Source organism: Calothrix sp. PCC 6303 (assembly GCF_000317435.1).
In the GTDB taxonomy this organism is placed as follows: Bacteria; Cyanobacteriota; Cyanobacteriia; order Cyanobacteriales; family Nostocaceae; genus PCC-6303.
Genome location: NC_019751.1, coordinates 4,431,871 through 4,447,338, shown reverse-complemented (window position 1 = coordinate 4,447,338; position 15,468 = coordinate 4,431,871). Strand labels below are relative to the sequence as shown.

Genomic DNA, 15,468 nt, shown 5'->3' with positions numbered 1-15,468 from the left:
TCGCTCAAACAGCTCAACGGCTAAAGTGAGCGGCGATAAATATGACTTAAACAAAGCGAAAAGGCTCTGCTCGTCCGCTCCACTACGTTGTTAGACATGGCTACTTGTCCTCACTCAAACTCGGTTTCATTAGCGCCAATCATCTAATATAAAAACGTCTGGTCGATTGTAACCAGGCTCGTTTGGCTTGTGCATGACGACACCGATGATTTCAGCACGAAAACGTCGAGCAACCATCCTGGAATAGGCTGCATCATGGCTGGTATTTACTCCAGCGACGAGACGCAACATTTTTTGAGTCGCCCCATACACTTCACACAGATCGAGTAACTGTTCAAACTGTTCTCCTGCTTGTATTCCTGGGCGTACTGCTCCAAACTTGATATAGCATACATCGCTACCTGCCTCGCTACCTGCACCACAATGACAAATCGCAAATCCTACTAGATCTGTCTCATCCCACAGCAAAACCGTATCCCCTAAATTTTGCGTATGTACGGCTTCAATCTCACGCGATAAATCTAGCCCTGAATAAATCACATCAGTGAGGGTAGAACACGCTTTGAGACAATCCAATCGCTGCTGAGGATTGAGCTGCGAGTAAGTCGTTGCGAGTAAGTCCTGCTGAACTGCCTGAATGGGTTTTGCCATAATGAAGGTCAGAAAGCGTGGGTAAAACCCGAACTTCTGATAAAGCGCGTGATGCTTTGGACTATTTGGAAAAGTCAACAACCCAGCCTGTCGCGTTCCCCATTGAGCAAATTGAGCCATCACAGGTTCCATTAGACGTTGAGCAATGCCTCGATCCCAGAAGTCAGGGTGAACACTGAGCGGTCCAAAAGTACCGATACTACCCCAACAAGTAGCGATGTTGGAGCCAACTAGTTGCCCATCAACCTCAGCCGCAAACGCCGCTGTTGGGTCAACTTTCCATCGGGGTTGAACATAGTTCGCATCACCGCCAAAATCGGTTGGTTGAGGCAATCCAATAAACGTGCCAAAGGCGAGTCGAAAGAGATGTTCAGCCGTCGATAGCTCATGTTCTTGAAGGAGTCGAATTGAGAGGTTCATGAGTAGTACTTTCCAGTCTTTAGTTTGAAAAGTTTAACAATAAATCCTTGCAAACTTAGAACAACCAATTCAATCTTTACCAAGAGCCATCAACTTCTGAGGCTCAAGGGAGAAGAGAAGGTCTAACTATTTATTAGACCGCAGACTGGTCAAAAGGGTCTGTAGGCGTACCCTGATGAAACACCATTCGCCAGCCTGTCTAGGCTAGGTAAGCGTTTCAAGTCTAATTTTTTGTAATTAATTCTGTCTGACTACTTACTGTTTTAATGATTTACACAAACATTATTTGTAACAAGCTTTTTCACTTTTAAGGTGTTGTTTCTGGGGTAAGGTCGAGGTTTCGATAAACTTGTTCAATTGGAAAACTTAGATTGATACTTTTGAGTTCTACGGTGTCGCCTGCTTGGTAGTTAATGATGAGCCATTCGCCTGTATCTTTTTTGTGATACAAATCTATTTCAATGCTGGTGGAACTGACTAATAAATAATCTTGTAAAATTGGATTTTTGCGGTACATTCTAAATTTGCCACCTCTATCGTAGGATTCGGTGCTAGGAGAAAGAACTTCAATGATTAGGCAGGGGTAGGTAATATATTGGGTGGTGGTTTTATCTCGCTCATCGCAGGTGACACTAACATCGGGATAGGTGTAGTTATTTGTGCCAGCAATATTAACTCTCAGGTCTGAGTTAGCTGTTATGCAACTACTAGTATCTAAATGGGTATCAACCATAGTCGTAAATCTAATTGCAATGCGGCTATGATTAACGCTGCCGCCGCTCATGGCGTACACTTGACTGTCGATCAATTCGTGTTTTTCTAGTTGTTGTTCTTCCCAGGTAAAATATTCTTCAGGGGTCATTGGAGGAAGCTTTTCCTTAATGGCAATCATGGGAAATTACTCCTTGGTTTTGGTATTATTTTAACGATTTACACAAATACAGGTGTTTTAGGTGTGTTGCGGATTGGATTAATACGGCTGGTAGCGGTAGATTTGAATCATGCGATCGCATAAGCATCTCAACGTTTTACTCGCCCCAGTCTAGTTGGCGTTGGGATGCCAGTTGAGCATCAATTTCGTCACGAGTTTGGTAATCCTTGCTAGCTTGCTCAAACTTGCGTAATTCCTAGAGAGGCAGTCCAGTAGAAGTGATTGACAAGTAAATATGATTATGCAGTTGTTCCGATTGGGTTGATAAGTAGGATTTGAGCTAAAACATGAAGATTATGAACAACCGCCATACGTCGTAAATCAAAAAGATTCTTGCGTAGACCGATGTAACGAGCTTGCTCACCTTGCCACTGACCGATTTTAGCTAAACAATGTTCGACGGAAACACGTTCGCGGAGTTTAGCCCTCCCTTGGGGTGTGTTTTGGCGCTCTCTTAGTTCTTTTAACAATAATTCGTCGGCATGAATCGAAACACTACGACCATTTTGACTTTCCGTGCATTGTGAATGTAGAGGACAAATATTACATTCATGTTTTGGGAAATGGACTACTTGTCCTTGCACAAAAGGTAAGCTGATTCCATTTGGGCAAAGAATTTTCGAGTTATCCCAATCTAAGATAAACGCATTTTTATCAAAGAGTTGACCGTTTCGTACTCGCCATGATTTGCAGACAATCGTCAAATCTGAGTCACGTTGCTTAACTAAATGACTAGTTAAATACGCACGGTCAATTTGTAATTCTTCTAACTTTCACCATCAAGACAATTTAAAACCAATTGCCACCGTCTATCCATCACCATTGCTTCTATGGCTTCGTCGTCACTTACTCCCGTATAGGCTTGTAGTATGATGGCAAGTGCAATTTGTGCTGGTGGTACTGGACATAAGCCAACGCTACTATCTTTGAATACTTTAGCTAGCTCAATTTGAAATTCTGCATCAAATAACTCGTGGCGTATTTCCCTCAAAAATAAGAACAGCTTGGCTTTACGAATACGTTGAGCCACTTTTTGCTCGCTTGCTGATAGTTCGATGGGAGGATTCCACATGGGGGGACGCATAGCTACGCACTCCTGATATTACGTTCACCTACATACAAATTAGCCTCCGCAAAAATTGTACCTTTTGTCAACTACTTCCACTGGACTGCCTCTCTAGGCGATCGCCTAGCTCAAAAGGATTTCACAGACTCTACCAAAGGCGAGTAACGCCGTAGGCATCAAAAATTACATCAGCACTGACAATGGGAATAGTCTCGACAAGCGACTGAGCAATGAGCAGCCGATCGAATGGATCTTTGTGATGAAAAGGAAGCGTGATGACGGCAGCGGAATGAGCGACTTCGATGGGTAAAATCGCCAGTTCATTAATTTGAATTTGATCATTCATCCAATGTTCAAACTGACCAGGAATTCGATATTTTCCGATGCTGATTTTGATGGCAATCTCCCAGTGGGATGCTGGACTGAGGAAAATATCATTTAAAGGATCAATTATCAGATCACGAGCGATTGGACTGAGCGAGGAGTCGTTTAGGACAAACCAGAGGAAGGTATGGGTGTCGATGAGAAGCTTCATTGCATGTAGTCGCAAAAGTCTTCTAGATGCTCTTCGTCATCGGCGATGATGGTGAATGTTCCGATCGCGCTTCCAGGTTGCCGAGGTTTTCGGGTTGTTCGAGGTTCGATGATCAGACGGGCGATCGCCCGCTCATTTTGGCAGATCTGGATCTCTTCGCCCGGTTTGAGGTTGGCGATCAGTTCTGGGAGATGCTGCTGGGCTTCGGTGAGGCTGATTTGGGTCATGGGGTTGGAGTGGGCTGCGATCGCTCCCATAATTATAAGCTATGCCAAAGAGCGATCGCTCAAGTCCCACAACGGCAAGCATAAATCTTGAACTTATCACCAGCGGCTTTCTTCAGTCTGCTACAACGCAATTGTTAGACAGCACCACTGCCCAACCTAGAATAACCGATCTAAATTAGTTGGAATGCAATACAACAAAATACATTACATAGTTTAGGCTCTGTAATACTTGCTGCTAAATCCTACAGATAGTGGTGCACCCTCATACTGACAAGATACACCGATCTTTAACTTTCTCTTATGGTCGTAATAGGTGTGGAAATGTGTCTGTTTGCGGGCTAGTTCTAACTCAGATGGGTTAATGCTAAGTACTCCTAAAATTGCTTCCGAATCAAACGGGCGGCTCAGGCTCCAAGGTGCAGTTTTTTTTAGTTCAATATCTACATAATTAATAAAATTTCCTTCTACCTCTAAGAGCATCTCAGATTGCTCAGAATCGATGATAATATTACCTGCTTCATTAGGTTTACCGCCGACTACCCTTGCCGCATCTGCGATAGACATTCCAATATATTGAAAAGGGCGATGGAAGGGTGCCTTCAGCACATATAATCCATAATCAATAGCCCTATTTATGGCATCTCCGAGTGTCAATGTTCCAAGATAATCACCATTCTGCGGAGTCGCAGATGCATGTGAATTGACTATTGAAACTAGTTGGATAGGTAAGGCGTTTATGTCTTGCCCAAACCGATTTTGGACAGTAACTGGAATTGAGACTGTTTGTTGTTCTTGCCAACTTTTATTAAGTGAACTGAGAAAATCCTGCGGGAAAGACCAATAAAACAAACCGTTTTGGCAATCAACAACAATTAAGAATGTTGGATTTGATTGAAGTAACCAATAATTGAGAGTCGTAACTTTAATAGAAACTGTAATTGAATTACCTTCTACTTTAGCTTCTTCTTTCCCCTTACATTGAATATTAAACAACTTTCCAGTTGGGTGTTCTCCCTGCATGATTTCACAGATGAAGTCAATGCCAAGATCTCTATCTTGAGGGACAGGAATAACGTTGCAAAATTCAGCAAAAACATAACTGAGGAGATCGGCAGCACTTACACCAACCTTTTGAGACTTAGTACGTTTAGGTAACTTGGTCATTGCGATGCTAGAAGTTTTCCCACAATCTTACCTCAACTTCGATTTAGGGGCGTTTCCGAATCTTCCAAACGTCGCATCATTTCCTGAAAACTGCTGGCATCTCGAATGACAATCTCTGATTTCCCATTGACTTTAAGTACAAGGGGAGACTTTGTAGCTATATAATGCGCTCTATAAACTGTTTGAGGTTGTGTTTAAAGTCTGTGAGAGGATAGGTATTTTCTAGGTTAATCATAGAGTAAGTATTGCTGAGTCGCCGACCGCTGTAAGCATCAACAATAACTGAACTATAGCTGTACAGATCGAGTTGACATCCTCCCCGGCATAAATGCACGGGGATTCCAAGAATCACTTCTTGGGTTTCCTCTTTCCACGAGTTGATTTGCTTGGAGGAGTTTCCCCACCCAAGTATTGATCAGTCTCTCCAGAGGCTTTAGTTCCGACGTGACCCGCCGTACTTAATGCTTTTTCCAGTATATTGCGTGCTGCGTTCCAATCTCGGTCTTGGGTATGCCCACAATGAGGACAAATATGAGTTCTAGTGCTAAGAGTCTTCTTGACAATTTGCCCACAATTCGAGCAATTTTGACTGGTGTAGTGAGACGACACAGCAACTGTCACCACCCCAAAGACCTTGCCAAAATACTCAACCCATTGACGAAACAGCGACCACGACGCATCACTAATCGACTTAGCCAAGCGATGATTCTTGACCATATTTCGCACCATCAAATCTTCATACGCCACGAGGTCGTTAGACCTCACTACGCACCTTGCTGTTTTTACAGCAAAGTCTTTACGTTGGCGACTTACTTTGAGATGCTTACGCGCAAGTTTATTTCTAAACTTAATTCTGTTTTGAGACCCTTTTTTAGTCTTGGACATCCGGCGCTGCAACCGTTTCAAAGACTTCTCGGATTTACGCAGGTGTCTAGGATTGGTGACTGTTTCCCCATTGCTATCTGTATAGAAATGGTTCAACCCCACATCAATACCAATAGTTTTACCCGTTGGTTCTCGCCTTTCAACCCGTTGGTGATCAATGCAAAATTGGGCATAATACCCATCGGCACGACGCACAACCCGCACTCTTTTAAACTGTTTGAGTTGGTAAAAGTGCAGGTCACGGGTTCCCCAGAGTTTAAAAGTTCCTGCTTTAAAACCATCAGTGAAAGTGATGAACTTGCGATCATCGGACAAACACCATCCAGTGGTTTTATATTCAACACTCCCGTGAGTTTGTTCTTTCTTAAACTTTGGAAATCCCTTCTTGCCTGGTTTAGACTTTTTGCAATTGTCAAAAAATCTCGCAATGGCAGACCATGCTCTTTCAGCACTAGCTTGACGAGCCATCGAGTTAAGTTTCGACACCCAAGGAAACTCGGCTGCTTTAGCAAGCACAGCACAATAAGCACTCAACTCGTACCTGCCGATACTTTTGTGAGGCAGTGCGTTGGGCGGGTCTCCCGACTTGTTCGCTGAAAGCGTTCCCGCAGGGTAGCACCTGCCGTTGTCCATCCAGTATCTGATACAAGCATTGCGGACAAAACGAGCAGTTCTAATTGCTTCATCTAGCAACTGATACTGCTCTTTAAATCCCTCAAGCTTTGCCTCAAATACCAGCATATTTACGTTGGATGTACTAACGTAATTTTCCCACAATTATGAGCAATAATCATGAAAAAGCCGTCCTACAAGGACGGGGCTTTAGACCCAATTTTTTGGTAACTCTAAGCTGATAATTCAGAGCGGTTCACACCATTAAATTCCTACACATTTAATTGATGAGTAACGAAATTCAAACAATTTTTAATCGCATCGCCCCAGTCTACGACCAATTGAACGATAAGCTCAGTTTGGGACAGCATCGGGTTTGGAAAGAAATGACCGTGAAATGGAGCCAAGCCAAACCAGGTGACACTTGTATTGATTTATGCTGCGGTAGCGGTGATTTATCATTACGTTTAGCCAGATATGCGGGACAAACTGGAAAGGTATATGGTGTTGATTTTTCCTGCCAACTCCTAGAAGTTGCCAAACAACGTGCCCAAAGTCAATATCCACAACCAAATATTATTTGGGAAGAAGCAGATGTATTAAATTTACCCTTCCCTGACAACCAATTTGATGCAGCAACTATGGGATATGGATTACGGAATGTGACTGATATCCCCAAAGCGTTGCAAGAATTACACCGCGTCCTCAAAAGTGGGGCAAAAGCGGCAATTTTAGATTTTCATCGTCCAACTAATCCTTACCTGCGTCGCTTCCAACAGTGGTATTTAGGGAATTTAGTTGTTCCAGCGGCTACACAAATGGGTTTGAAAGACGAGTATGCTTATATCAGTCCCAGCTTAGATCGCTTTCCCAACGGTGCAGAACAAATAGCGATCGCATTACAAGTTGGTTTCGCTTCTGCCACACACTACCCGATTGCGAACGATATGATGGGAGTGCTGGTTGTCAGCAAATTTTAGACTGTACAAAAGGAAATAGGTAAAATAAAGAACTAACCTATTCCCAATTCTCAATTCTTCTATAATCCAAAATTCACTAGTGGATTGGTCTCACCTTTGGCTTTACCTATCTCCCCCCGCAGTAGGCGGAATTATCGGCTATTTCACCAACGATATAGCCATCAAAATGTTATTCCGTCCTTACCGTGCCCTGTATATTGGTAGCAGACGCATACCTTTTACTCCCGGTTTAATTCCCCGCAACCAAGAACGACTTGCCAAAAACATCTCCGACACCATCATGGGGTCGCTGTTAACTCCAGACGAACTTCAGCATTTAGCACGAAGACTCCTTCAACCTGAACGTGTTGAAGCGGCTATTCAGTGGTTGCTGAAAATGGCTTTGGAGCAAATTCAAGTCGATAAAGAACAAAAAAGTGCCAAAATTCTGGCGGAAGTTCTCCGAGATTTACTCGGGGAGTCTTTACCACGACTACTGCAAGTTTTGGCAAGACGGGAAGATTTTTTAGAATCTCAAATTAACCAAATTTTTGATCAAGTCTTGCTAGAGTTCCAACTGAGTGAGGAACAAGCCACAAGATTAGCAGATTGGTTACTCCAAGTTGTTTTACCCCCAGATTTAATTCGTTCTGCCCTAGTTGATTTTCTCACCGACAGAACAATTCAAACCGTTGATGAAAGTTTCCGCGAGAAAACCAGCGGTACTTACTGGGTGGTGGCAAATTTATTTGGCTTACGCAATACCTTAACTCGCTTACGGACATACTGCCTAGACGAAAAGGAGGCAACCAACCAAAGAATTGGCGAATTGATTCAAGATCTTAATGTACGCGATCGCATTAAAAAATTCTTACTCAATCTTTCGTTGCAAAACCTCCCCATTGCCACAGTTCGTCAACTCCGTAAAACTACCCGCGAAAGTGTTCGTCACTACATGCAAAACCGGGGAGGCGATTTACTTCAAGGTTTAAGCGATTCCCTCGATTGGGACAAAACCGCTACACTACTAATAAATCGCCTCAGTAGTTCTACTGTTGTTAGCACCTCCGTAGAAGTTATCAGTAAAGAACTAGCTCAAATTTTAGAACGATATTTTGAACGCGATTTAGAAAAAATTGTTGCTCAAGCTATTCCTATTCTATCTATCGACCAAGTTATTATTGATCGTGTTAAATCAACTTCACCTGCCGATTTAGAAGCTGCAATCGAGGGAATCGTGAAAAATGAATTACAAGCAATTGTAAATTTAGGTGGCTTTTTAGGATTCTTCGTCGGAATTGTTCAAGCTTGTTTACTATTTTTTAGTCAGTAGGAAATCAAGCACAATACATAACCCCACAGAGACTTTTCACCGAAACGTCTCTGTATTTCATTAATTTACCCTGTAACCTCCCTTTATATTTAAATTAAGAACGCAAATTTAATTAAACTTGAATTGGCTCCTTATGCTCCCCTTAGACATCTTACGATCACACTTTATTTAATCGGTATTCCTGAATTTATCTCTGTAAAAACCTTAATTCTTTTAATGCCTAAAACGAGAAAAATTCGGCAAAATCTTATTAATACTTCACCTTTTTTAAAAAAAATAAACATATCAAATATAGACAGAAAACTAATCAGTGAGATAGAAATTAGTTAACTTCATAGGCGAAAATCATAGCGTATAATAAGAAATTGAATAGATAGACATAAATATCTTTGCACTAGTAATTAATCATTATTACTAACTGTGATTATTCCTTGTCTATATATTTTTAACATTGGCAAAATAAACAGTATTTGTGGATTAGTATTTAAACATCATACAAGTTTGCTAGTTAAAAACCCCTTGACTAACAAATAATAATTACTCACACAAATTGACTGAGCCAAGTTATCAAACAAAGCAGTCGAAATCACACTGTCCTAAACAATAAAAGCGCATACATCCAAGCCATTGGAAGATATACAATGATAAAGAAAATTTTGCTCGCTGTCTCTGGATTGGGTCATGCTGAGGAGATGCTCAAGACTTTCGCAGAACTACCAGCCATCAAGCAAGCTAAAGTCACAGTTTTGCACGTTGTTCCTTCCCAAAGCAGTGCCGGAGGGATGACATCCAAGTGGGAAGAAGGTGGCAAAATATTAGCAAATGCCATCCAATACTTGAATTTAGACCCCAGCCAAGTCTCTTCAATTTTACGCCAAGGCGAACCCAAAGACGTTGTTTGTCAAGTTGCTGATGAGGTGGATGCTGACTTGATTATTATGGGTTCCCGTGGACTCAAACGCTTACAATCAATTTTAGGAAACTCTGTCAGTCAGTACGTTTTCCAACTGTCTTCACGTCCCATGTTACTGGTTAAAGACGACATCTATGTCAAAAGAATTAACCGAGTCATGGTAGCAATGGATGATTCAGCAACTGCTAAACATTGCTTAAAGTTGGCTATATTCATGTTAATGGATGTAAAAGGCGCAGAATTAGTTCTTGCTAATGTCAACACAAATTGGCAAAATAAATCAGACAAAACAGAAACTAACCAACCAGAAAACCCGATTCTCAGTTCAGCAGTCTCCGAAGCGAAGAGATACGGCATCCAAACCCGTTGCATCACAAGTGCAGGTCAATCAGGACAAGAAAGCAACATTACTAGTAGCGGACGTGCAGGGCAAGAAATCTGCCGTCTGGCAGAGGAAAACCAAGTAGATTTGCTGCTGATAGGTTCACCAGATAGACGACCTAGTGTTGCTAAAAGCTTTGTCGATTTAGATAGACTTCTGGGTGCTTCTTTATCTGATTATGTTCGTGTTAACGCTTATTGCCCTGTGTTGTTAGCACGCACAAATGAGCAAAGCTGATGCCAACATCTTCAATAAACCCTAAAACTAAGCCCCAAACCTAAACCCCAAAACTAAATAAACTAAAAACCCTGCACAATTCGTGCGGGGTTCCTTATTTCACACAAAAACTATTAAAAGTTAACCTTCTCCCCGGCTAGCAGTAATAGTGTAAAGAATTATTAAAAAAACGGCGGGAACTAGCACGAACAATATGCTCGCTATGAACCCCAATTCGTTGACTTGCATAGCAAGAAAGCCCCTTGTTGTTACTTTGTGAACATTTTTAGGATATCACTTTATCACCACATCTGCTTGAAAATCCTGAAGCAAGGTGTGCTGACATCAAACAGCGACTAACAGAGATATAAGCTAAAAGTCTTGGTTTCTCAACATAATTGCCTAAGTCTGAATAACTTGCAATACACCAGGTAAGATTACGGCAGGAGAATCACATCAGCGCGTTTACCTGCACTAATCAATAACTTGAATCACGATGAACTCTCATAGACACAAACTAGTTTCTTTATCTCCTTGGACATTCATTCCCACCCTATACTTTGCCCAAGGTGTACCCAATACCATCATCAACACAGTCTCTGTGATCCTTTACAAACGTCTTGGTATTAGTAATCAAGAAATCACATTTTGGACAAGTCTTCTCAACTTACCTTGGGTTCTCAAAATGCTTTGGGCACCTTTTGTGGATACGAATTCAACAAAGCGAACTTGGATGCTAACGATGCAGTTAGGAATGTTTGCATGTTTAGGACTAATTGCCCTGTCGTTGCAACTTCCAAATTTCTTTGTCATATCTCTGGTGATATTTGCAGTTGCAGCTTTTATTTCTGCTACCTACGATATTGCCACTGATGGCTTTTATATGCTTGCCCTTTCTAGCGAACAGCAAGCTTTTTTTGTCGGATTTCGTTCTTTGTTTTTTAGATTAGCCATGTTATTTGGTTCAGGTTTTTTAGTATTTCTTACTGGGAAACTAGAAATATACCTTAATAATATTCGCTTGGCTTGGATGGCTACTTTTGGTTTAGTATCTATTTTATTTGTTTTACTATTTATCTATCATCGCTTAGTTCTCCCAGAACCAGATTTGGATCAACCTCGGCAGAAGAACATAAATCAAGAAATATCTTTTGGAATAATAGTCAAATCATATTTTAAACAAGCTAAAATTATTGCTATCTTAGCCTTTATCTTGCTTTATCGTTTAGGCGAAGCAATGCTTGTAAAACTTGCTTCTTTATTTTTATTAGATCCAATAGAGGAAGGTGGTTTAGGACTTTCTACTGATACAGTTGGTTTAGTATATGGCACATTTGGAGTAATTTCTTTAATTTCTGGGGGGATTCTTGGTGGTTTATTAATTTCTCGCTATGGTTTAAGAAAGTGTCTCTTACCAATGGCTTTAGCGTTGAACATTCCAGATATTTTTTATGTGTATATGGCTGCTGTTAAACCATATTTGTTATTAGTTTATCCATTGGTTGCTTTAGAACAATTTGGTTACGGCTTAGGATTTACTGGTTTTACTGTATATCTTCTATACCTCTGTAAAGGAGAATATAAAACCTCTCATTATGCTATTTCTACAGGATTAATGGCTTTAGGATTGATGTTACCTGGAGCAATTAGCGGTGCAATTCAAAAATCAATTGGATATACTTCATTTTTTATCTTAGTTTGCTTTTTTACTATTCCCGGAATGATTTCTATCTTTTTCATTCCTTTGGAAGAGTAAGATAGTTGTTAATATTTTATTGATAAATATCATGGTGTAGGGTGTGTGACACTTTGAGAAATCATGCACTGTAAGTAAAGGTTTATAGTGTCACGCAGCGACGATAAATTATGGCGATATCATCAGTTATAAATCTTTTATTTCAGATATCAAATTATCAATAATATTCATGGAATATATCTTAGGAATAGATGGTGGTGGAAGCAAAACAGTATGTGTCTTGATGGATATTCAAGGAAAAATATGGGGACGTGGTGAAGCTGGTGCATCAAATTATCAAACTATTGGAGTTAGTGCTACTTTTCAGTCTATTGAAGCGGCAATTTTTAGTGCAACTGCTGAAGCATTAGGGAAAATAGAGCATCGAATAAATAATCTTAGTGATAAAATTAAAGTCACGGCAATTTGCTTAGGTTTAGCTGGTGTTGCTCGGATTCAGGATAGAGAAGTAGTAGAAAGTATTGTTGCTGATTTACAAATTAGTCTAAATTTCTGTGTCGAGTGGGAATTGGATTTACGACGAAAAATAATCATCTGTCATGATGCTTTAATTGCTTTGGTTGGTGGAATTGGAAATGATATCGGGATTGTTGTTGCTGCTGGAACTGGTTCCATAATTTTTGGAATTAATCAACAGGGAATTACTAAACGTGTTGGCGGTTGGGGTTATCTTTTGGGTGATGAAGGTAGTGCTTATAAAATTGCTGTGACTGGGTTACAAATGGCGATGCAATTTTATGATGGACGAGGAAAAGCAACTAGTTTGTTGAAGGGTTTTCAAAGCTATTTGAAGTTGCAAAATATGGAAGATTCAGTGGAAGTTGTATATCGAAGTGGATGGGGTGTGAAAGAGATTGCGGGTTTGGCGATTATTGTTGATAATGCAGCTGTAGAAGGAGATGAAATCGCTAATCAGATTATTGATGAGGCTGTAAGAGAGTTAGTTAAAGCAACTTCGGTAGTCATTGATGCATTAGGGTTTTCCCTACATTCACAAGTTAATAAGCAGGAAAGTAATGATATTTTTGAAATTGTGACAGTTGGTAGTGTTTGGCAGTCTAAATCAAGAATGAGAGAGAGATTTATTCAGTCTGTAACTACAATCTATCCAAATGCCAAAATTATTCTTCCTAGATTTGAACCTGCTTATGGTGCTGCTTTGTTGGGATTGAAGCGGTTAAATGAGTTAGGCTGAAAAGCTTGAGGAGAGTATATTTTTCATAAGATAAAATGCTCAGAATTTTCTGTTATATACTACAGTGTATCTTTGTAAGTTGAACGCAAAGTATCAATATATAACTATTTAACTATGCTCCAACAACTAACTCTTAAACTACTTGCATTCACAAGCGCGATCGCATATTTTTATTTTCCTATATTTTCCGTACAAGCTGCACCTCTTCCTCAAAAAAATGTGACTCCTGCTTCTACTTCTAATCAAATAAAGCTGAAGCTATATGGAGGTGTGAAAACAAGGACTCCCATGGTGCAATGGTATTTGGAAGAATTGGGTATTCCTTATGAATATATTTCCCTAAATATCAGTGCTGGAGAAAACCGTAAACCTGAATATTTGGCTATCAATTCGCTGGGGAAAGTACCAGCAATTGTAGATGGAAATTTGAAGTTATGGGAATCTGGAGCAATTTTATTATATTTAGCCGAAAAATATGACAAAAAATCTACTTCGTTAGAGGAATCTGCTCAAGTTATGCAGTGGGTGTTTTTTGCTAATACCACTTTATCCCCGGCTTTGTTTACCGAAGATAAACGTAAAAGGGAAATGCCTAATTTGTTAGTAGCACTCAATCAGATTTTGCAAGACAAATCGTTTTTAGTAGGAAATAAACTTAGTGCCGCAGATATTGCCGTTGTTTCGTATTTATATTATGCCAAAATTCTTGTTCCTGTAGATTACACTCAATATCCAGCGATTAATTCTTATTTGGATAAAATGACAGTAAGGGAAGCTTTTAAAAATACTGTTGGAAAACGTTAGGGATTTAGAGGCTAGTCAAAAGCATGAAAATTCGTGTTGAAAATTATCAAGACTATTTGAGAATATCTGAAGTCAATACCTTAGCATTTGCAAGGGAAAATGAAGCTAATTTGATTACAGAAGTTCGTAATTCTAACTTTTATATCCCTGAACTTTCCTTAGTAGCGGAAATTGATGATATTGTAGTTGCTCATATTATGTTCAGCTATATTGAGTTAATTGGGGAAGAAAGATTGCGGGTACTTAGTTTAGCACCTGTAGCTGTGATTCCTGAGTTTCAAAAGCAGGGTATTGGTAGTAATCTAATTAAAGCTGGTTTGGAAAAAGCTGATGCGATGGGTGAAGCTTTAGCGATTGTACTTGGTTCTCCTTCGTTTTATAATCGCTTCGGATTCATGTCGTCAGCAATTTATGATATTAAATGTCCTTTTGATGTTCCAGAGGATGTTTTTATGGTGAAGATTTTCAAAAACTTTCAAGTAAAGTATCAAGGTGAGGTTGTTTATCCTCCTGCTTTTTCGCGGGTTTAGTTGGTAAAAAGTTTTATTTTCCCTTTCACAACCGAACTGTGGTGAGGGACACCGTATCAATGTTGATTTTTGATACCAGGATATTCCGTAGTGTCACACACCATATTTTACAGAACTTACGCAAGGAATACGCAATTACGTTATTGCGACGCAAGGTAGACGCAAAGCGGCTTGTCGCAGACTCGCATAAGCCTTTTAGGCTGGCTTCGCCTACTCAAAGTCTGGTTTTCTCGTTACGATTGCGTAAGTCCTATTTTAGATTCCTAAGCTGTTAAGCGCCTAATTTGTATATCTAAAGCGGGCAGGATGCCCGCACCACAAAGGTTATAGTTTTTGAATTTATATAATTTAGCTGCGTAGCAGCTTATAAGCCATTTGTAGTGCTTCATCGACTACTGATGATTCTAAGGCTTGGTAGCTATAGTTACTGCCCCATTGACAATACTTTGACAAGCAAGACGGAAATTATCGGGTTTTTTCTTTAATAATTTGTTTTCGGCATCGGTACGTGGGGAAAGATTTTCCATCCCATCTATGACTTGTACAGCACAGTGTCCACACTGCCCATAACCGCCGCAATTCATCATTTTTCCCCAGGTTTTGTAAATGTCAATGCCGTTTTCCATGGCTTTGAGGCGAAGATTTGCCCCATCAGCGGCGATGACTTCTTTGTTTTCGTTGGCGAAGTTAATGTTTCCCATGTTTGAATGCCTCCTTTTTTATTTGAATGAGGGAAAGTTAAGCTTTTTGGTTAGCGTCTTGAAAGATTAGTTCTAATACCAAGTTGCGTCGTAGTGGTTTCAAGATGATTAGATTCCTTTCCTCTGGTCGCAATGACAGATATTATTCTTGATAGGAACTTGGTCTATTTTTGTAAATCTTTATTAAG

The 15,468-nt window shown here is 40.2% G+C and carries 15 protein-coding genes and 1 pseudogene; 7 read left to right on the top strand and 9 right to left on the bottom strand.

Features of this window, described 5'->3' with window-relative positions:
* Positions 1-129 precede the first annotated feature (129 nt).
* The 7 genes and pseudogenes from CAL6303_RS18225 to CAL6303_RS18190 form a co-directional block, all read right to left on the bottom strand.
* Positions 130-1,071 (bottom strand): GNAT family N-acetyltransferase, encoded by a 942-nt coding sequence (locus CAL6303_RS18225; protein ID WP_015199292.1) that lies wholly within the window; start codon positions 1,069-1,071, stop codon positions 130-132.
* Positions 1,072-1,378: 307 nt separating this feature from the next.
* Positions 1,379-1,963, bottom strand: coding sequence for a Uma2 family endonuclease (locus tag CAL6303_RS18220; RefSeq protein WP_015199291.1), 585 nt, complete (start codon positions 1,961-1,963; stop codon positions 1,379-1,381).
* Positions 1,964-2,241: 278 nt separating this feature from the next.
* A pseudogene (locus CAL6303_RS29415) lies at positions 2,242-3,086 on the bottom strand (transposase).
* A gap of 130 nt (positions 3,087-3,216) precedes the next feature.
* Positions 3,217-3,603 carry a type II toxin-antitoxin system VapC family toxin gene (locus tag CAL6303_RS18205; protein ID WP_015199290.1) on the bottom strand — a complete coding sequence of 129 codons (387 nt, stop codon included), beginning with the start codon at positions 3,601-3,603 and terminating at the stop codon, positions 3,217-3,219.
* Positions 3,600-3,830: a type II toxin-antitoxin system Phd/YefM family antitoxin gene (locus CAL6303_RS18200; RefSeq protein WP_041740753.1), complete on the bottom strand. Its 231-nt coding sequence runs from the start codon at positions 3,828-3,830 to the stop codon at positions 3,600-3,602. Before CAL6303_RS18200 ends, CAL6303_RS18205 begins: the two co-directional genes overlap by 4 nt.
* A gap of 213 nt (positions 3,831-4,043) precedes the next feature.
* On the bottom strand, positions 4,044-4,994 hold the full coding sequence (locus CAL6303_RS18195) for a DUF4365 domain-containing protein (protein WP_015199288.1): 951 nt from the start codon (positions 4,992-4,994) through the stop codon (positions 4,044-4,046).
* Between the two features lie 348 nt (positions 4,995-5,342).
* Complete coding sequence (locus CAL6303_RS18190) at positions 5,343-6,620, bottom strand: RNA-guided endonuclease InsQ/TnpB family protein (protein ID WP_015199226.1); 1,278 nt, start codon at positions 6,618-6,620, stop codon at positions 5,343-5,345.
* 158 nt (positions 6,621-6,778) lie between these two features.
* On the opposite strand from CAL6303_RS18190, the gene ubiE reads away from it, so the two are divergent.
* The 3 genes from ubiE (at position 6,779) to CAL6303_RS18175 (ending at position 10,315) form a co-directional block, all read left to right on the top strand.
* Complete coding sequence (gene ubiE / locus CAL6303_RS18185) at positions 6,779-7,471, top strand: bifunctional demethylmenaquinone methyltransferase/2-methoxy-6-polyprenyl-1,4-benzoquinol methylase UbiE (protein WP_015199287.1); 693 nt, start codon at positions 6,779-6,781, stop codon at positions 7,469-7,471.
* A gap of 79 nt (positions 7,472-7,550) precedes the next feature.
* Positions 7,551-8,783, top strand: a complete 1,233-nt coding sequence (locus tag CAL6303_RS18180; RefSeq protein WP_015199286.1) for a DUF445 domain-containing protein — start codon at positions 7,551-7,553, stop codon at positions 8,781-8,783.
* A gap of 641 nt (positions 8,784-9,424) precedes the next feature.
* Positions 9,425-10,315 (top strand): universal stress protein, encoded by an 891-nt coding sequence (locus tag CAL6303_RS18175; protein WP_015199285.1) that lies wholly within the window; start codon positions 9,425-9,427, stop codon positions 10,313-10,315.
* Positions 10,316-10,435: 120 nt separating this feature from the next.
* Here CAL6303_RS18175 and psbM read toward each other — a convergent pair whose 3' ends face one another.
* Entirely contained in the window at positions 10,436-10,543 is a 108-nt protein-coding gene (psbM, locus tag CAL6303_RS29405) for a photosystem II reaction center protein PsbM (protein WP_015199284.1), read from the bottom strand.
* 247 nt (positions 10,544-10,790) lie between these two features.
* Here psbM and CAL6303_RS18170 point away from each other — a divergent pair, with 247 nt between their 5' ends.
* The 4 genes from CAL6303_RS18170 to CAL6303_RS18155 all read left to right on the top strand — a co-directional run bounded on the left by CAL6303_RS18170 (position 10,791) and on the right by CAL6303_RS18155 (position 14,579).
* A complete protein-coding gene (locus tag CAL6303_RS18170; protein ID WP_015199283.1) occupies positions 10,791-12,050 on the top strand; it encodes an MFS transporter in 1,260 nt (419 codons plus the stop codon).
* Positions 12,051-12,219: 169 nt separating this feature from the next.
* Positions 12,220-13,245 (top strand): N-acetylglucosamine kinase, encoded by a 1,026-nt coding sequence (locus CAL6303_RS18165; RefSeq protein ID WP_015199282.1) that lies wholly within the window; start codon positions 12,220-12,222, stop codon positions 13,243-13,245.
* Positions 13,246-13,359: 114 nt separating this feature from the next.
* Positions 13,360-14,049 (top strand): glutathione S-transferase family protein, encoded by a 690-nt coding sequence (locus tag CAL6303_RS18160; RefSeq protein WP_015199281.1) that lies wholly within the window; start codon positions 13,360-13,362, stop codon positions 14,047-14,049.
* Positions 14,050-14,072: 23 nt separating this feature from the next.
* Positions 14,073-14,579, top strand: coding sequence for a GNAT family N-acetyltransferase (locus CAL6303_RS18155; protein ID WP_015199280.1), 507 nt, complete (start codon positions 14,073-14,075; stop codon positions 14,577-14,579).
* 404 nt (positions 14,580-14,983) lie between these two features.
* Here the strand turns inward: CAL6303_RS18155 and CAL6303_RS18150 are convergent, their stop codons facing one another.
* Complete coding sequence (locus CAL6303_RS18150) at positions 14,984-15,280, bottom strand: 2Fe-2S iron-sulfur cluster-binding protein (protein WP_015199279.1); 297 nt, start codon at positions 15,278-15,280, stop codon at positions 14,984-14,986.
* Positions 15,281-15,468: the final 188 nt, after the last annotated feature.

Excerpts from the sequence above, each read along its gene's own strand:
- CAL6303_RS18225 (WP_015199292.1), bottom strand. The coding sequence starts at position 1,071 with ATGAACCTCTCAATTCGACTCCTTCAAGAACATGAGCTATCGACGGCT.
- CAL6303_RS18220 (WP_015199291.1), bottom strand. The coding sequence starts at position 1,963 with ATGATTGCCATTAAGGAAAAGCTTCCTCCAATGACCCCTGAAGAATAT.
- CAL6303_RS18205 (WP_015199290.1), bottom strand. The coding sequence starts at position 3,603 with ATGAAGCTTCTCATCGACACCCATACCTTCCTCTGGTTTGTCCTAAAC.
- CAL6303_RS18200 (WP_041740753.1), bottom strand. The coding sequence starts at position 3,830 with ATGACCCAAATCAGCCTCACCGAAGCCCAGCAGCATCTCCCAGAACTG.
- CAL6303_RS18195 (WP_015199288.1), bottom strand. The coding sequence starts at position 4,994 with ATGACCAAGTTACCTAAACGTACTAAGTCTCAAAAGGTTGGTGTAAGT.
- CAL6303_RS18190 (WP_015199226.1), bottom strand. The coding sequence starts at position 6,620 with ATGCTGGTATTTGAGGCAAAGCTTGAGGGATTTAAAGAGCAGTATCAG.
- ubiE (WP_015199287.1), top strand. The coding sequence starts at position 6,779 with ATGAGTAACGAAATTCAAACAATTTTTAATCGCATCGCCCCAGTCTAC.
- CAL6303_RS18175 (WP_015199285.1), top strand. The coding sequence starts at position 9,425 with ATGATAAAGAAAATTTTGCTCGCTGTCTCTGGATTGGGTCATGCTGAG.
- psbM (WP_015199284.1), bottom strand. The coding sequence starts at position 10,543 with ATGCAAGTCAACGAATTGGGGTTCATAGCGAGCATATTGTTCGTGCTA.
- CAL6303_RS18170 (WP_015199283.1), top strand. The coding sequence starts at position 10,791 with ATGAACTCTCATAGACACAAACTAGTTTCTTTATCTCCTTGGACATTC.
- CAL6303_RS18165 (WP_015199282.1), top strand. The coding sequence starts at position 12,220 with ATGGAATATATCTTAGGAATAGATGGTGGTGGAAGCAAAACAGTATGT.
- CAL6303_RS18160 (WP_015199281.1), top strand. The coding sequence starts at position 13,360 with ATGCTCCAACAACTAACTCTTAAACTACTTGCATTCACAAGCGCGATC.
- CAL6303_RS18155 (WP_015199280.1), top strand. The coding sequence starts at position 14,073 with ATGAAAATTCGTGTTGAAAATTATCAAGACTATTTGAGAATATCTGAA.
- CAL6303_RS18150 (WP_015199279.1), bottom strand. The coding sequence starts at position 15,280 with ATGGGAAACATTAACTTCGCCAACGAAAACAAAGAAGTCATCGCCGCT.